Annotated in this window: 12 protein-coding genes; 10 read left to right on the top strand and 2 right to left on the bottom strand. The window is 62.2% G+C overall.

The features are described 5' to 3' along the window. The 3 genes from AC1D1P_RS03330 to AC1D1P_RS03340 form a co-directional block, all read left to right on the top strand. Nucleotides 1–428 (top strand): ExbD/TolR family protein (locus AC1D1P_RS03330; RefSeq protein WP_477672085.1); only part of this gene is annotated, 428 nt, incomplete at its 5' end. 124 nt (nt 429–552) lie between these two features. Further along, nucleotides 553–3,195, top strand: a complete 2,643-nt coding sequence (gene leuS, locus AC1D1P_RS03335; protein WP_477672086.1) for a leucine--tRNA ligase — start codon at nt 553–555, stop codon at nt 3,193–3,195. Nucleotides 3,196–3,235: 40 nt separating this feature from the next. After that, nucleotides 3,236–3,742, top strand: a complete 507-nt coding sequence (locus tag AC1D1P_RS03340; protein ID WP_477668772.1) for an LPS-assembly lipoprotein LptE — start codon at nt 3,236–3,238, stop codon at nt 3,740–3,742. A gap of 13 nt (nt 3,743–3,755) precedes the next feature. Here the strand turns inward: AC1D1P_RS03340 and rocF are convergent, their stop codons facing one another. Together rocF and AC1D1P_RS03350 are read right to left on the bottom strand one after the other, a co-directional pair. After that, nucleotides 3,756–4,670 carry an arginase gene (rocF, locus tag AC1D1P_RS03345; RefSeq protein ID WP_477668771.1) on the bottom strand — a complete coding sequence of 305 codons (915 nt, stop codon included), beginning with the start codon at nt 4,668–4,670 and terminating at the stop codon, nt 3,756–3,758. After that, complete coding sequence (locus AC1D1P_RS03350) at nt 4,670–5,758, bottom strand: ornithine cyclodeaminase (RefSeq protein ID WP_477672087.1); 1,089 nt, start codon at nt 5,756–5,758, stop codon at nt 4,670–4,672. The genes rocF and AC1D1P_RS03350 overlap by 1 nt, the downstream gene beginning before the upstream one ends. Nucleotides 5,759–5,897: 139 nt before the next feature. On the opposite strand from AC1D1P_RS03350, the gene AC1D1P_RS03355 reads away from it, so the two are divergent. From AC1D1P_RS03355 to AC1D1P_RS03385, 7 genes are all read left to right on the top strand, one after another. After that, a complete protein-coding gene (locus tag AC1D1P_RS03355) occupies nt 5,898–6,320 on the top strand; it encodes an Lrp/AsnC family transcriptional regulator (protein WP_477668769.1) in 423 nt (140 codons plus the stop codon). Between the two features lie 9 nt (nt 6,321–6,329). After that, on the top strand, nt 6,330–7,439 hold the full coding sequence (gene holA, locus AC1D1P_RS03360) for a DNA polymerase III subunit delta (RefSeq protein WP_477668768.1): 1,110 nt from the start codon (nt 6,330–6,332) through the stop codon (nt 7,437–7,439). Nucleotides 7,440–7,495: 56 nt separating this feature from the next. Next, nucleotides 7,496–9,451 carry a type IV pili methyl-accepting chemotaxis transducer N-terminal domain-containing protein gene (locus tag AC1D1P_RS03365; protein WP_477668767.1) on the top strand — a complete coding sequence of 652 codons (1,956 nt, stop codon included), beginning with the start codon at nt 7,496–7,498 and terminating at the stop codon, nt 9,449–9,451. Beyond that, the gene (locus AC1D1P_RS03370) at nt 9,438–10,145 is read left to right on the top strand and encodes a response regulator (protein ID WP_477668766.1); all 708 of its coding nucleotides are present in this window, start codon (nt 9,438–9,440) and stop codon (nt 10,143–10,145) included. The genes AC1D1P_RS03365 and AC1D1P_RS03370 overlap by 14 nt, the downstream gene beginning before the upstream one ends. A 160-nt stretch (nt 10,146–10,305) precedes the next feature. Beyond that, entirely contained in the window at nt 10,306–11,568 is a 1,263-nt protein-coding gene (locus AC1D1P_RS03375) for an MFS transporter (RefSeq protein ID WP_477668765.1), read from the top strand. A gap of 28 nt (nt 11,569–11,596) precedes the next feature. Further along, entirely contained in the window at nt 11,597–13,261 is a 1,665-nt protein-coding gene (locus AC1D1P_RS03380) for an MFS transporter (RefSeq protein ID WP_477668764.1), read from the top strand. Nucleotides 13,262–13,303: 42 nt separating this feature from the next. Next, nucleotides 13,304–15,709: nitrate reductase subunit alpha (locus AC1D1P_RS03385; RefSeq protein ID WP_477672088.1), on the top strand; the 2,406-nt coding region annotated here is incomplete at its 3' end.

Consider the following 15,709-nt stretch of genomic DNA (forward strand, 5'->3'; position numbering starts at 1 on the left):
AACGCACCCAGGGCCCGCAGCCCATGAGTGACATCAACGTCACGCCGCTGGTCGACGTGATGCTGGTGCTGGTGGTCATTTTCATCATTACAGCTCCGCTACTGGCCAGCACCATCCGGCTCGACTTGCCGAAGACCGAAGCGGCCAAGCCGGCCGATGCGCCGAAATTCGTCACCCTGGTGGTCGACAGGGCTGGCCAGGCTTTCCTGAATGACAAGCCCCTGGGCCTGGATGAGCTTGCCCGCCGGTTGGCGGAAACCGCCGGCCAGAATCCCGACACCGAAGTGCAGTTGCGTGCCGACGAAGCCGTGCCTTACGGGAAAGTCGTGGAAGTCATGGGCGTGGCGCAAAAAGCCGGGCTCAACCGGATCGGCTTTGTGGCGGATCCTGTTCCGTCCGCGGCTGCCAGCCCTGYGGCGGCCCGGTAACCTGCGCAGAGCCGCCCAGCATCTAAAATCGGGGATTCGCCCTTTGGCTGCGCGGCCCGCATGGCGGGGCCGGAGCCTTTCACGGCTTCCATTTTGTTATCCCGTTTCGCCTTCCCGGTTCTCCATGCAAGACAAATACAACCACCTCGACGTTGAGCGCGACGCTCAAGCCCACTGGACCGCAGCCGACGCCTACCGCGTGACGGAAGACGCCAGCCGCAAGAAGTACTACGCTTGCTCCATGTTGCCCTACCCCAGCGGCAAGCTGCACATGGGCCACGTGCGCAACTACACCATCAACGACATGCTCACGCGCCACCTGCGCATGAAGGGCTACAACGTGTTGATGCCCATGGGCTGGGACGCCTTCGGCCTGCCGGCTGAAAACGCCGCCATGAAAAACGGCGTGCCGCCGGCAAAGTGGACCTACGACAACATCGCCTACATGAAAAAGCAGATGCAGGCGATGGGGCTGGCCATCGACTGGAGCCGCGAAGTCGCCACCTGCGATGCGAGCTACTACAAGTGGAACCAGTGGCTCTTTCTGAAGATGCTGGAAAAAGGCATCGCCTACCGCAAGACCCAGGTCGTGAACTGGGACCCGGTCGACCAGACTGTGCTGGCCAATGAGCAGGTGATAGACGGCAAGGGCTGGCGCACCGGCGCAGTGGTGGAAAAGCGCGAGATCCCCGGCTACTACCTCAAGATCACCCAGTACGCCGACGAACTGCTCGACAGCGTCAGCCACAAGCTGCCCGGCTGGCCCGAACGCGTCAAGCTGATGCAGGAGAACTGGATCGGCAAGAGTGAAGGCGTGCGCTTTGCGTTCACGCACGACATCCAGGACGCCTCCGGCAAGCTGATCGGCGAGGGGAAGATGTATGTCTTCACCACGCGCGCCGACACCATCATGGGCGTGACCTTCTGCGCCGTGGCGCCTGAGCACCCGCTGGCGCAGCACGCCGCCGTGTCCAATCCAAAAATCGCCGCCTTCATTGAAGAATGCAAGGCCGGCGGAACGACCGAAGCCGAGCTTGCCACGCAGGAGAAAAAAGGCGTGCCCACGGGCCTCTTTGTCACGCATCCGCTCACCGGCGACAAAGTTGAAGTCTGGGTCGGCAACTACGTCCTCATGAGTTACGGCGACGGCGCTGTGATGGGCGTGCCCGCGCACGACGAGCGTGATTTCGAATTCGCCAAAAAATACAAGCTGCCGATCAGGCAAGTGGTTGATGTCAAGGGCCAGGCCTACAGCCTGGACGCCTGGGCCGACTGGTACGGCGACAAGCAGCAGGGTGTCACCATCAATTCGGGCAAGTACGACGGCCTGGGCTGCAAGGCCGCAGTCGATGCCGTGGCCGCCGATCTGGCCGCCAAGGGACTGGGCGAGAAGAAGACCACTTGGCGCCTGCGCGATTGGGGCGTGAGCCGCCAGCGCTACTGGGGCACACCCATTCCCATCATCCACTGCGAAGAGCACGGCGCTGTGCCGGTGCCTGAAAAAGACCTTCCCGTGGTGCTGCCGCAAGACTGCGTGCCGGACGGTTCGGGTAACCCGCTGCACAAGCATGCGGGCTTTCACGCCGGTGTGGTCTGCCCCGTCTGCGGCAAGCGCGGCCGCCGCGAGACCGACACCATGGACACTTTTGTCGATTCGTCCTGGTACTTCATGCGCTACTGCGACCCGAAGAACGGCGACAAGATGGTGGCCGAAGGCGCCAACTACTGGATGCCGATGGACCAGTACATCGGCGGTATCGAGCACGCCATCCTGCATTTGCTTTACGCCCGTTTCTGGACCAAGGTGATGCGTGACCTGGGCCTGGTGAAGGTCGACGAGCCTTTCACCAAGCTGCTCACGCAGGGCATGGTGCTCAACGAGGCCTTCTCGCGCGTGACCACCGGCAAGCAGTACTTCTGGGCGCAYGAGCTCGATATCGTGCGCGACGAGCACGCCAAGGTGATCTCCGCCACGTCCAARGCCGACGGCCTGCCCGTGCCTTACGAGGGCTGGACGACCATGTCCAAGTCCAAGAACAACGGCGTCGACCCGCAGGACCTGATCGAAAAGTACGGCGCGGACACCGCCCGGCTCTACACCATGTTCACCGCGCCGCCCGACACCACGCTGGAGTGGAACGACGCCGCGCTCGAAGGTTCCTACCGCTTCCTGCGTCGCGTGTGGAATTTCGGTGTCAAGCTTCATGCTATGAATTCAGGAGCTAGTGGCGCGCATCCATTGGGCGCTGCGGCTTCTTTTGACAAGGAAGTCAAGGCGCTTCGCCTGGAAATCCATACGGTGCTCAAGCAGATCGACTACGACTATCAGCGCATGCAGTACAACACGGTGGTGTCGGGCAACATGAAGTTGCTGAACGCGATGGAGGACTTTAAAGGTGCTTCGTCTGCGGGCGCAGTCGCTGCACTGCACGAAGGCTTCGGCATCCTGCTGCGCTGCCTCTACCCGGCTACGCCGCATCTGGCACATGCGCTCTGGTCACAGCTCGGCTACGCGGCGCGGCACGGCGAACTGCTCGATGCCCCCTGGCCCGAAGTCGACGCAGCCGCTCTTCAACAGGACGAGATCGAGCTGGTGCTGCAGGTCAACGGCAAGCTGCGCGGCTCCGTCACTGTTCCCGCCGGCGCCGACAAGGCCACCATCGAGGCCGCCGCGCTGGCGTCGGAGGCTTTCACCAAACAGGCTGCGGGTGCGCCCGCCAAGAAGGTGATCGTGGTGCCAGGCCGGCTGGTCAACATCGTCATTTAGGTCATTGAGACCGCTTCAAAAAACACACAGAAAGCCAGCCATGCAGCGTCGCGCATTCCTCACACTGTCGGCCTCAGCCGCCGCCCTGAGCCTGAGCGGATGCGGCTTCGCATTGCGCAAGGCGCCCACCTTCGCCTTCACTACGCTTTATTCGGGCTTGGCCGAGACTTCGCCGCTGGGGGTGGAGCTCAGGCGTTCACTGCAGGCGACGCGCAAAGTGGAGGTGATCACCGAGGCCCGCAGGATCAATGAGGCGCAAGTCATCCTCGATGCACTGGGCGATCAGCGCGAAAAAGTTATCCTGAGCCGCAATGCCTCGGGCCAGGTGCGCGAGTTTCAGCTGCGCCTGCGCTTTCGCTTCAAGCTGCGTACCCTGGCGGGCAAGGAACTCATCCCCGACACTGAAATCATGCAGCAACGCGACATCAGCTTCAATGAGTCGGCGGTATTGGCAAAGGAGGCCGAAGAAGCCCTGCTGTACCGCGATATGCAAAGCGATGTCGTCCAGCAGATCATGCGCCGCCTGGCGGCGGTGACGGAACTCTGAAGCCCCTAACCCATCAGGCCCGCATCAGTGTGCTTTTGCCGAACAGGCTCTCGATGAGGTCCACGGCCACCTCGGCCGTGCCGTTGCGCACGTCCAGTGCCGGGTTCAGCTCCATCACATCAAGCGAGCCGAGCAAACCGGTGTCGGCAATCATCTCCATGCACAGCTGGGCTTCGCGGTAGGTGGGGCCGCCTTTGATGGCGGTGTCCACACCCGGCGCGATGGAGGGGTCCAGAAAATCGACGTCAAAGCTCACATGCAGGTGGGTGTTGGCGTCCATGCCGGCCAGCGCTTTTTCCATGGTGTGGCGCATGCCCATCTCGTCGATGTAGCGCATGTCGAAGACCTCAAGGCCCTCTTGCCGCACAAAGCGCTTTTCGCCCTCGTCCACGCTGCGGATGCCGATTTGCCGTATCGCCTTGGGGCTCATGGCGGGCACCATGCCGCCGATATTGGTGAGCTCTGCCGGCCCGTGGCCGCACAGCACCGCCACCGGCATGCCGTGCACATTGCCGGTGGGCGTGAGTGCGTTGGTGTTGAAGTCGGTGTGCGCATCCAGCCAGAGCACGCGCAGCGTCTTGCCGATGCCGCGGCAGTAGCGCGCCACCGCGCTGATCGAGCCAATGCCCAGGCAGTGGTCGCCGCCCAGCAGGATGGGCAGATGGCCGGCCGCGAGGCTCTGGTACATCGCTTCGTGCACCGCCTTGTTCCAGGCGACCACCTCGTCCAGGTGCCGGTAGCCCTCGTCGGGCGGCAGCCAGGGATTGGTGGGGCCGGCCAGGTTGCCGGTGTCGACAACTTCGAGCCCGCGGCCGTGCAACGCTTCGCGGATGCCGGCCACGCGCAAGGCTTCAGGCCCCATCGAGGCGCCGCGGCTGCCCGCGCCGATGTCGGTAGGGGCACCAATCAGGTCAACAGACTTGGTCATCAACGTGCCATTTCAGGGATGGGGGAAATGCGGGGCGCCTTGGCGGTCGGCGATTCGGCGGGCGTCAGCAGGCCGAACAGGTTTTTGGGGTCGTCAAGATGAGGCACCAGGTCGATCTGGCGGCGATTGGCAACGTCCGCCAGTTGCAGCTTGTGCAAATAGCGCAGGGCCGAATAGTCTTCCAGCGCAAAACCGACCGAATCAAAAATCGTGACTTCCCGGGGCGATGCACGCCCCTTGGCCGTGCCCTTGAGCACGTCGGCAAATTCAGCCACTTTGAAGTCCTCGGGCATTTGCTGGATCTCGCCTTCGATGCGCGACTGCGGCTCAAACTCGACCACCACGCGGGCGTCCTTGCGCAGCAGGATGTCGGCGTGCAGCTCGGTCTTGCCGGGGCAGTCGCCTCCCACGGCATTCAGGTGCATGCCGGGTTTGATCATCTCCGGCGTCAGGATGACGGCGTTGCGTTTGTCGGCGGTAATGGTGGTCACGATGTCGGCTCCTTGCACGGCCTGGTCCGCTGACTGGCAAATCGTCACGCTCAGGCCCTGCAGCCCCAACGCATGCAGGTTACGGGCCAGTTTATCGCTGGCTGCCGCGTCAATGTCAAACAGGCGCATCTCGCGTATGCCCAGCATGTGGTGAAAGGCGATGGCCTGGAATTCGCTTTGCGCGCCGTTGCCGATGATCGCCATCACGCGGCTCCCGGGGCGGGCCATCCACCTGGCGGCCAGTGCCGACATGGCTGCCGTGCGCAGTGCGGTGGTGATGGTGAGCTCTGACAGCAACAAGGGGTAGCCGGTGTCCACATCGGCCAGCACGCCGAAGGCGGTGACGGTCAGCAAACCCAGCTCGGTATTTTTGGGGTGGCCGTTGACGTACTTGAAGGAATACTGATGCCCGTCACTGGTGGGCATGAGTTCGATCACGCCGTCGGGCGAGTGGATGGCGTGGCGCGCCGATTTGTCAAAGTCGTTCCAGCGCCGATAGTCCAGCTCGATCTCGCCGGCCAGGCCTTCGATAAAGGCGGCCGCGCCGCGCTGGCGGAYGATTTTCTGAATGCTTTCAATGCCAATGTAGTCAACCATGATGGGGCTCCCGGGTCTTATGTTGATTTCCATTGTCTGCAGCCAGCACGCTAAAGAAAAGACAGTAAGTTGATCAAATTCATGTATTGTTTGATCAAATAGACAGCATTTATTGGTATTTCGCCAATAAAATGTCTGCATGGACGATACCGACCGCCAATTGCTTTCCCTGTTGCGGGACGACGCCCGGGCCTCGGTCGCGTCCATCGCCAAGGTTTTGCGCGTCTCACGCGGCACGGTGCAAAACCGGCTGGCCAAGCTGGAGGTCGACGGCACCATCACCGGTTACACCGTTCGCCTCAAACCCCAGGCCGAGGGCCACCGCATACGCGCCTTCATGACGGTGGCGGTTGAGGGCAACCGCACCGACGCGGTGCTCGCGGCCCTGCGGGGCGACCCGGCCGTGAGCGCACTGCACACCACCAACGGCCGCTGGGACATGGTCGCCGAACTGCAGGCCGACACCCTGGAAGCCTTTGACCGTGTGCTGAGCCGCATCCGTCTGCTCGAAGGCATTGCCAACACCGAGACCAGCCTGCTGCTATCGACCACCAAGCTTTAAACTCCCCTCATGAATCTGGCCCCTGCCCAACTCCAGGAACACCTCAAGCGCGGCTTGAAAAGCCTGTACACCCTGCACGGCGACGAGCCGCTGCTGGTGCAGGAGTTTGCCGACGCGCTGCGCGCTGCGGCGCGCGAACAGGGCTATACCGAGCGCACGGTGCACACCGTGGCCGGCGCGCATTTCGACTGGAGTGAGGTGCTGGCCAGCGGCGGTTCGCTCAGCCTTTTCGCTGATAAACAGATCGTCGAGATCCGCATCCCCAGCGGCAAGCCTGGAAAAGACGGCTCCGTCGCGTTGCAGCAAATCGCCGAACGCGCACAGGGCGACGACTCCACCCTCACTCTGGTCATGCTGCCGCGGCTGGACAGCATGACGGCCAAGGGCGCGTGGTTCGGCGCGCTCGAAAGCTTCGGCGTCACCGTCAAATTCGACCCGATTGACCGCCGCAGCCTGCCACAGTGGATTGCCCAGCGCCTGCAACAGCAGGGCCAGCGCGTGGCCGCCGGCGAAGAAGGCCAGCGCACGCTGCAGTTTTTTGCCGACCGGGTGGAAGGCAACCTGCTGGCCGCGCACCAGGAAATCCAGAAGCTGGGGCTGTTGTACCCGGCACAGCCCGACAGCGCCCTGAGTTTTGATCAGGTGGAAAACGCCGTGCTCAACGTGGCGCGCTACGACGTGTTCAAGCTTTCTGAGGCTGTACTGGGCGGCCAGTCGGTGCGCGTGGCGCGCATGCTCGACGGCCTGCAGTCCGAGGGCGAATCCGAAGTGCTGGTGCATTGGGCGCTGGCTGAAGACATCCGCAGCATGAAGCGCGTGAAAGATGCGATTAGCGCCGGGCGCCCCATGCCCATGGCGCTGCGCGAAAACCGCGTCTGGGGCATCAAGGAAAAACTGTTTGAGCGCGTGCTGCCACAGATCGGTGACACCACTTTGTCCAATCTGTTGCACGCCGCCCACAAGGTCGACGGCATCGTCAAGGGCCTGAAGCAGCCTGACTGGCCCGCCGACGGCTGGCAGGCGCTGCACCGGCTGGCCGGTATGGTCTGCGCCGAGTGCGCGGCGCCGTCGCCCGTGTCCCGCAGGCCGCATGCCATGGCGGACGGCTCAAGGGCCTAGCAGCAACGCCCAGGGCATGGGTGGCGCGCCACTCTGATCGGGGTTACGCTCGTGACATGCAACAGACGGCGTCCCTGTCCAAAAAACTCATTCGCATAGGTGCCAGCCTTCTGATCGTCGCGCTGGCGTCCATAGGGTTGACCCTGTGGGTGACCTGGCAACTTGAAGGAGGCGCTGCGGCGGTCAACGAGGCCGGGCGTATGCGCATGCAAACCTGGCGGCTGGCCAGTGCGGTGCAGGCGGGGGTGGAGCGTGCCGAGCGGCAGAGCCTGGTGACCCGGTTTGACGAGAGTCTGTCGCTGTTGCGCGAGGGCGATCCGTCCCGGCCGCTGTTTGTGCCGTGGGACGACCAGGTGCACCAGCGTTTTGCCGATGTCGAGTCCCTGTGGCTTGCTCAGCGGCCGCTATGGCTGGCCGAGCCGGCCCCGCAGGCGCAGGTCCTGCTGAAGGCCGGCGGCGAGTTTGTTGAAGCCAGCGACCGCCTGGTGCTGGTGATCGAACAACACCTGTCCCGCCTGACAGCCATCTTGAACCTGTTCCAGCTCCTGATGATGGCCTTGGCCATCGGTGGGGCGGTCATCATGCTTTACACCGGCTACATGTATGTGATCAATCCCTTGGGGCAGCTCCGGCAAGGTTTGCAGAAGCTGGAGTCAGGGGATTTCAGGACGCGCATCGAAGTCGACACCGTGGATGAATTTGGCCAGGTGGCCGCCGGCTTTAACCATATGGCGGCCACCTTGCAATCGCTTTATGAAGGATTGGAAGCCAAGGTCGAGACCAAAACACGGCGTATTGAGGCGCAGCGCGTTCGACTGGAGGCACTCTACAAGGTCAGCGCTTTCCTGGCCCAGGCGGGCAGCATTGACGAGCTGGCGCGCGGCTTTGCCCAGCGCGTGCGCGCCGTGATGAAGGCCGATGCCGCCACAGTCCGCTGGTCCGACGATGCCAACCAGCGTTATCTGATGCTGGCCTCCGACTGTTTTCCGCAAGACCTCGTGGAAGAAGAGCGCAGCCTGCTGGCCGGGGCCTGTGCATGCGGCAACCTGCGGCCGGACGCGCGTACCCGCGTGATCCCGATTCTCAGCCACGATGAAGCGCCGGTACGCCATTGCGCCAAGGTGGGGTACGAAAACGTGGTCAGTGTGCCGATACGGCTGCAGCAACGCCTGCTCGGCGAATTCAACCTGTTCTTTCGCGCGCCTGTTTTGCTGAGCGCCGACGAAGTCGAATTGCTGGACGCACTGGCCAGCCACCTGGCCAGTTCCCTGGAGGGTTTGCGTGCAGACGCGTTGGACCGGGAGGCGGCGGTCGCGGAGGAGCGCGCCCTGCTGGCGCGCAACCTGCACGACTCGATTGCCCAGTCATTGGCCTTTCTCAAGATCCAGGTGCAGTTGCTGCGAACAGCCGTACAGAAGGGCCAGACCTCGCAAATGCAAGGCGCTCTTGATGAACTGGACATTGGGTTGCGCGAAAGCATCAGCGACGTCCGCGAATTGCTGGTGCATTTCCGCACGCGCACCAACACTGACGATATTGAGCAGGCGCTGCAGGAAACACTGCAGAAATTCCAGAGCCAGACGGGGCTGTCCGGGCAATTGCAGGTCCATGGCCAAGGGCTGCCGCTGCCATCCGATGTGCAGGTTCAGGTGCTGCATGTGGTGCAGGAGGCGCTGTCGAATGTGCGCAAGCATGCCGGTGCCGCGCAAGTCGAGCTGGAAGTAGTCAAAGGCGCACGTTGGCGTTTTGTGGTGCGGGACAACGGTGCCGGCTTCGACACCCAAAAGCACCCGGGGGAGTCACATGTGGGTCTCAACATCATGCGGGAGCGTGCCGGGCGTATTGGTGCTGAAGTGAACGTTGTCTCCGCGGCGGGGCAAGGAACTACGGTCACGCTGACATTGCCGCCTCATCCCGAGGTCGGAGGTGGCATGGCGGCGCAGTCCACGGCACCGGCACCAGCTGCAGCACTTCGTACGGCAGCTCAGGGAGACCTCAATGAAATCCATTGAATTGCTGGTGGTGGATGACCACACCCTGTTTCGCCGAGGGCTGGTGGCGCTCCTGTTGCAGGATGGCCGTTTCGACGTGGCTGGCGAGGCCAGCGATATCGGCGAGGCATTGCGCTGCGTAGCGCGCAGCAAACCTGACCTGATTCTGCTTGACAATCATCTCCCGGGGGTACTTGGTGTGGATGGCATCGCGGCGCTCAAGGACGCAGCGCCAGGCACTCGCATCCTGATGCTGACGGTCAGCGAAAACGAAGGGGATCTGGCCACAGCGCTGCAAGCCGGAGCCGACGGCTATCTGCTGAAAACTGTGGAGCTGGACCATTTGTCGGAATCCATCATCAAGGTCCTGGAAGGCGAGTCGGTCGTGAGCCCGGAAATGATGACCAAGCTGGTGGCGGCCTTCCGGTCCAAGCCCCCTTTGCCCGTGACCGGCGAGGTCGCTGCCGTGGAAACGAGCAGCAATGGGAGCGCGCTGGCGCCGGAGCAGAACGACTCGGCCCTTGCGCTGCTGTCGGCCCGCGAGCGGGAGGTCCTGGCCTTGATCGCGCATGGCGACAGCAACAAGGTGATTGCCCGCAAGCTCGATATCGCCGAGACCACGGTGAAGATTCACGTTCAGCACATCCTGCGCAAACTACAGCTCAGCTCGCGCGTGCAGGCCGCGGTCTACGCGGCTGGCCGCGACCTGACTTGACAAAGATCAAGGCCGGGGCAGTTTGACCCGGCGCTAGTTCTTCATGATGAGGTGGCGAGGTTCCACGTCGTCTTTTTAATGCCGCCTGCCTGTTCTGAAGAAGGATATTCAGCAGCGCGCTAAACGCCGACAGTCATGCCATGTCTCAGGAGAAACATGCATGAGCTCTGAACTCGGTAATTCAAGGAAGGCCTGGTCGGTGCTGATTGTCAGCACACTGGCCTTCACCGTCTGCTTCATGGTCTGGATGATGTTCGGCGTGATCGGCATTCCGATCAAGAAGATGTTGAACCTCAACGCCACGGAGTTCGGCCTGCTCGCGGCGACACCCGTGCTGACAGGTTCCTTGATTCGCGTACCGTTGGGTATCTGGACCGACCGCTACGGCGGACGCATCGTCATGGCGATCTTGATGGCCACCACGGTGCCTGCCATCTGGCTCATGAGTTACGCCACGGTCTACTGGCATTTCCTGGTGATCGGCCTATTTGTTGGCCTGGCCGGTGGATCTTTCTCGGTGGGAACACCTTACGTGGCGCGCTGGTTCCCGAAAAGCCGCCAAGGTATGGCCATGGGGGTGTACGGTGCCGGCAACTCGGGCGCTGCCGTCAATAAATTTGTGGCGCCTGTGCTGCTGGTGGCTTTTGGCTGGGCCATGGTGCCGCAGGTGTACGCGGTCATCATGCTGGCTGCGTTGGTGCTGTTCTGGCTGTTCAGCTACAGCGATCCTTCGCACCTGGTGCCCAGCCACGTCAAGTTCAGTGATCAGCTCAAGTCGCTGAAAGATCCGAAAGTCCTCAAGTATTGCCAGTACTACAGCATCGTGTTCGGCGGCTATGTGGCCCTGTCGCTCTGGATGGTGCAGTACTACGTGGGTGAATTCGGCCTGGACATCCGCGTGGCAGCCCTGCTGGCAGCCTGCTTCTCATTGCCGGGCGGCGTGCTGCGCGCTTTTGGTGGCGTTCTGTCCGACAAGTACGGCGCGCACAGCGTGACCTGGTGGGTGATGTGGGTCAGCTGGGTCTGCCTGTTCCTGCTGTCTTACCCGCAAACAGATTTCACCATTCTCACGGTCAACGGTCCAGCCACCTTCCACATCGGGCTGAACGTCTACACCTTCACCGCGCTCATGTTCATCCTGGGCATTGCCTGGGCCTTCGGCAAGGCCAGTGTCTTCAAGTACATCAGCGACGACTACGGCGCCAACATCGGCGCGATCAGCGGCATTGTCGGGCTGGCCGGCGGCTTGGGTGGCTTTGTGCTCCCCATCATCTTCGGAGGACTGATGGACCTCACCGGCATCCGCTCGAGCGCCTTCATGTTCATGTATGGCGTGGTCTGGGTCTCGCTGATCTGGATGTACTGGACCGAAGTGCGGCGCACTGAAGTCATGGGATCGAACGCAAGCGGCGCATTGGCCTGATGCGGCCATCTTCTTCAAGGGAAAAATCATGAGCACCAAGTCTGCAGCAAGCACGGCCATTCCAGCCCTTCAGTCGCGCTCCTCCGGCGCCGACATCACCGACTGGCGTCCCGAGGACGAGCAGTTCTGGGAAAGCACCGGAAAGCGCATTGCCTACCGCAACTTATGGATCTCCGTGCCCAGCCTGCTTTGCGGTTTTGCCGTCTGGGGCATGTGGGGCATCATCACCGTGCAGATGCTCAACCTGGGCTTTCCCTTCACCCAGGCCGAGCTGTTCACGTTGACAGCCATCGCGGGGCTGGCCGGCGCCACCATGCGCATTCCGGCTTCCTTCCTGATCCGGTTGGCAGGCGGGCGCAACACCATCTTCCTGACAACTTCGATGCTGCTGGCGCCGGCCATCGGCACCGGCATCGTGCTGCAGCACCCCGAGTGGCCGCTGTGGTCTTTCCAGCTGATGGCCTTGTGGTGTGGGGTGGGTGGCGGAAACTTCGCCAGCTCCATGTCCAACATCAGCACCTTCTTTCCCAAGAGGTTGCAGGGCACGGCGCTCGGCCTGAATGCAGGACTGGGCAATTTCGGCGTGACGACCATGCAGATCGTCATCCCGCTGGTGATGACCCTGGGTCTGTTTGGAGGCCTCGCAGGCGAGTCGACCAATCTGGTCAAGGACAGCGGCTGGATCTTCGGCAAGATTGTGGCGGGCACACCCACCTGGATCCAGAACGCCGGTTTTGCCTGGCTGCTGTCGCTTGTGCCGTTGTCGGCTATCTGCTATTTCGGCATGAACAACCTGACGACCGTCTCTCCAGCCATTGGCGGCACCATCCCGGCCTTTCTCAAAATCATCTGGCTCTACACGCTGTCATTTGTCCCGGCAGGCATTGGCCTGTACCTCTACCTGCCCAAACCCACGGGCTTGGGCTTGCTCAACATGTGGATCGCCATGCCCTTGATTGTGGCAAGCACCTTGCTGGTGCTCAAGCTCACTGCCTTCGGCACGATGAAAGAAAACATCACCAAGCAGTTTGCGATCTTCAGCAACAAACACACCTGGTCACTGACGCTGCTGTACATCGTGACTTTCGGCTCCTTCATCGGTTTTTCGATGGCCCTGCCGCTGGCCATCACTGTGATCTTCGGCATCAGCCACGTGCCGGACGCCGCTGGCGTCATGCAGCACACGCTGAAAAATCCGCACGCACCGTCGGCGCTGACCTTTGCCTGGATAGGCCCCTTTGTCGGCGCGCTGATCCGGCCTGTGGGCGGCTGGGTTTCGGACAAGGTCGGTGGCTCCATCGTGACGCAGATCATCTCCGCCGTGATGGTGCTGGCTTCCGCTGCGGTGGGCTACGTGATGCTGCTGGCCTACAAGTCGAATGCGCCCGAGCAGTACTTCCTGCTCTTCATGGTGCTGTTTGTCGTGTTGTTTGCTGCCAGCGGCATCGGCAACGGCTCCACCTTCCGCACGATTGGCGTCATCTTCGACCGCCAGCAGGCCGGCCCGGTACTGGGCTGGACCTCGGCCATCGCCGCCTACGGTGCCTTCATCGCCCCGGTGGTCATCGGCGTGCAGATCAAGGCCGGCACGCCGGAAAACGCCATGTACGGCTTTGCCATCTTCTATGCGCTGTGCCTGGTGCTGAACTGGTGGTTCTACCTGCGCCGCGGCGCCGAGATCAAAAATCCCTGAGCGAACGCTGAGCCCGCTTTTTACCGCTTTACGGAGAAACAAATGAGTCACTTTCTTGATCGACTGAGTCACTTTTCCAACCCCAGGGAGTCCTTCTCCGGGGGCCACGGTGTCACCACTGCCGAAGACCGAACCTGGGAAGACGCCTACCGCAACCGCTGGGCACACGACAAGATCGTGCGCAGCACCCATGGCGTCAACTGCACGGGTTCGTGTTCATGGAAGATTTATGTCAAGGGCGGCATCGTCACCTGGGAAACCCAGCAGACCGACTACCCGCGCACGCGCTGGGACATGCCCAACCACGAGCCGCGCGGCTGCTCGCGCGGCGCCAGCTACAGCTGGTACCTGTACAGCGCGAACCGCGTCAAATACCCCATGGTGCGCGCACGCCTGCTCAAGCACTGGCGCGAAGCGCGGTTGACACTGCCGCCGGTCGAGGCCTGGGCGGCGGTGGTGCAGGACGATGCCAAGCGGCGCGACTACCAGAGTGTGCGTGGCCTCGGCGGATTTGTCCGCTCCAGCTGGGACGAAGTCAATGAAATCATTGTCGCCTCCAACGTCCATACCATCAAGAGGCACGGTGCTGACCGCATCATCGGCTTCTCGCCGATCCCGGCGATGTCCATGGTCAGTTACGCCGCCGGCTCGCGCTACCTGTCGCTGATAGGCGGCGTGTGCATGAGTTTTTACGACTGGTACTGCGACCTGCCTCCGTCCAGCCCGCAGGTCTGGGGTGAGCAGACTGACGTGCCGGAGTCGGCCGATTGGTACAACTCGGGCTTCATCATTGCCTGGGGCTCCAACGTGCCGCAGACCCGTACCCCTGATGCGCACTTCTTCACCGAAGTCCGCTACAAGGGCACCAAGACCGTGGCGATCACGCCCGACTACTCCGAAGTCGCCAAGCTCTCTGACCTGTGGTTGCATCCCAAGCAGGGCACCGATGCTGCGGTCGCCATGGCCATGGGCCATGTAATCCTGAAAGACTTCTATTTCGGCGGCAACGGCAAGCCGCGCTCTGCCTACTTCGATCATTACGCACGCCGTTACACCGACCTGCCCATGCTGGTGATGCTCAAGGAGCACCAACTTGAAAATGGCGAAACCGTCATGGTGCCGGACCGTTATGTGCGCGCGTCCGACTTCAACGGCAAACTCGGCCAGGCGAACAATCCTGAGTGGAAGACCGTGGCGTTCGACGCACAGGGCAAGGTCGTCTTGCCGCACGGTGCCATCGGCTTTCGCTGGGGTCCTGATGGCCGCGCCGACGCCGGGCAGTGGAACCTGGAGTCCAAAGAGGCACGCCAGGGTGACGAGGTCGCGCTCAAGCTGTCGGTGATGGAGGGCGATGCCCCCAGTGCCGACAGCGCCAAGGTCGGTTTTCCGTACTTCGGTGGCATTCACCATGAACACTTCCCCAACAACGAGCAGGGTGACGTGCTGGTGCGTACGGTACCGGTTCAGCGTATTTCGCTTGGCAAGGYCGGCGAGGAGCGCTCAGCCCTGGTGGCGACAGTCTTCGACCTGCAGGTCGCGCAATACGGCATTCCCCGCGGCTTGCCCGGTGAGCTGGCTGCGGCCGACTTTGACGACAACACCCCTTACACCCCGGCCTGGCAGGAGCAGATCACAGGGGTGCCACGCGACCAGATCATCGCCGTCGCGCGCCAGTTTGCCGACAATGCCGACAAGACCGAAGGCCGRTCCATGGTCATCATCGGGGCCGGCATGAACCACTGGTACCACAGTGACATGAACTACCGCAGCGTCATCAACATGCTGATGATGTGCGGCTGCATCGGCAAGAGCGGGGGTGGCTGGGCGCACTACGTGGGCCAGGAGAAACTGCGACCGCAGACCGGCTGGACGCCGTTGGCCTTCGCGCTTGACTGGATCCGCCCACCCCGGCAGATGAACTCCACCAGCTTCTTTTATGCGCACACCGACCAGTGGCGCTACGAGAAGCTCGGCGTGAACGAGGTGCTATCGCCACTGGCCGACAAGAAGCTCTACGGCGGCAGCATGATCGATTACAACGTGCGCGCCGAACGCATGGGCTGGTTGCCGAGTGCACCGCAATTGCAGACCAACCCGATGCAGGTGGTCAAGGATGCTCAGGCCGCAGGCCTGGATGCCAAGGACTATGTCGTCAAGTCGCTCAAGGATGGCTCGCTCAGGATGAGCTGTGAGGACCCGGACCATCCGGACAACTGGCCGCGCAACATGTTTGTCTGGCGTTCCAACATCATCGGTTCGTCGGGCAAGGGCCATGAGTACTTTCTCAAGCACCTGCTCGGCACAGACAACGGCGTGCAGGGCAAGGATCTGGGAACCGAAGAAGGCAAACCCGAAGAGGTGGTGTGGCACGACAAGGCGCCCGAGGGAAAACTGGACCTGCTGGTCACGCTCGACTTCCGCATGAGTACGACCTGCCTGTACTCCGAC

Source organism: Polaromonas sp. P1_E1_2, assembly GCF_056406035.1.

Excerpts from the sequence above, each read along its gene's own strand:
- AC1D1P_RS03340 (WP_477668772.1), top strand. The coding sequence starts at position 3,236 with ATGCAGCGTCGCGCATTCCTCACACTGTCGGCCTCAGCCGCCGCCCTG.
- rocF (WP_477668771.1), bottom strand. The coding sequence starts at position 4,670 with ATGACCAAGTCTGTTGACCTGATTGGTGCCCCTACCGACATCGGCGCG.
- AC1D1P_RS03355 (WP_477668769.1), top strand. The coding sequence starts at position 5,898 with ATGGACGATACCGACCGCCAATTGCTTTCCCTGTTGCGGGACGACGCC.
- holA (WP_477668768.1), top strand. The coding sequence starts at position 6,330 with ATGAATCTGGCCCCTGCCCAACTCCAGGAACACCTCAAGCGCGGCTTG.
- AC1D1P_RS03365 (WP_477668767.1), top strand. The coding sequence starts at position 7,496 with ATGCAACAGACGGCGTCCCTGTCCAAAAAACTCATTCGCATAGGTGCC.
- AC1D1P_RS03370 (WP_477668766.1), top strand. The coding sequence starts at position 9,438 with ATGAAATCCATTGAATTGCTGGTGGTGGATGACCACACCCTGTTTCGC.
- AC1D1P_RS03375 (WP_477668765.1), top strand. The coding sequence starts at position 10,306 with ATGAGCTCTGAACTCGGTAATTCAAGGAAGGCCTGGTCGGTGCTGATT.
- AC1D1P_RS03380 (WP_477668764.1), top strand. The coding sequence starts at position 11,597 with ATGAGCACCAAGTCTGCAGCAAGCACGGCCATTCCAGCCCTTCAGTCG.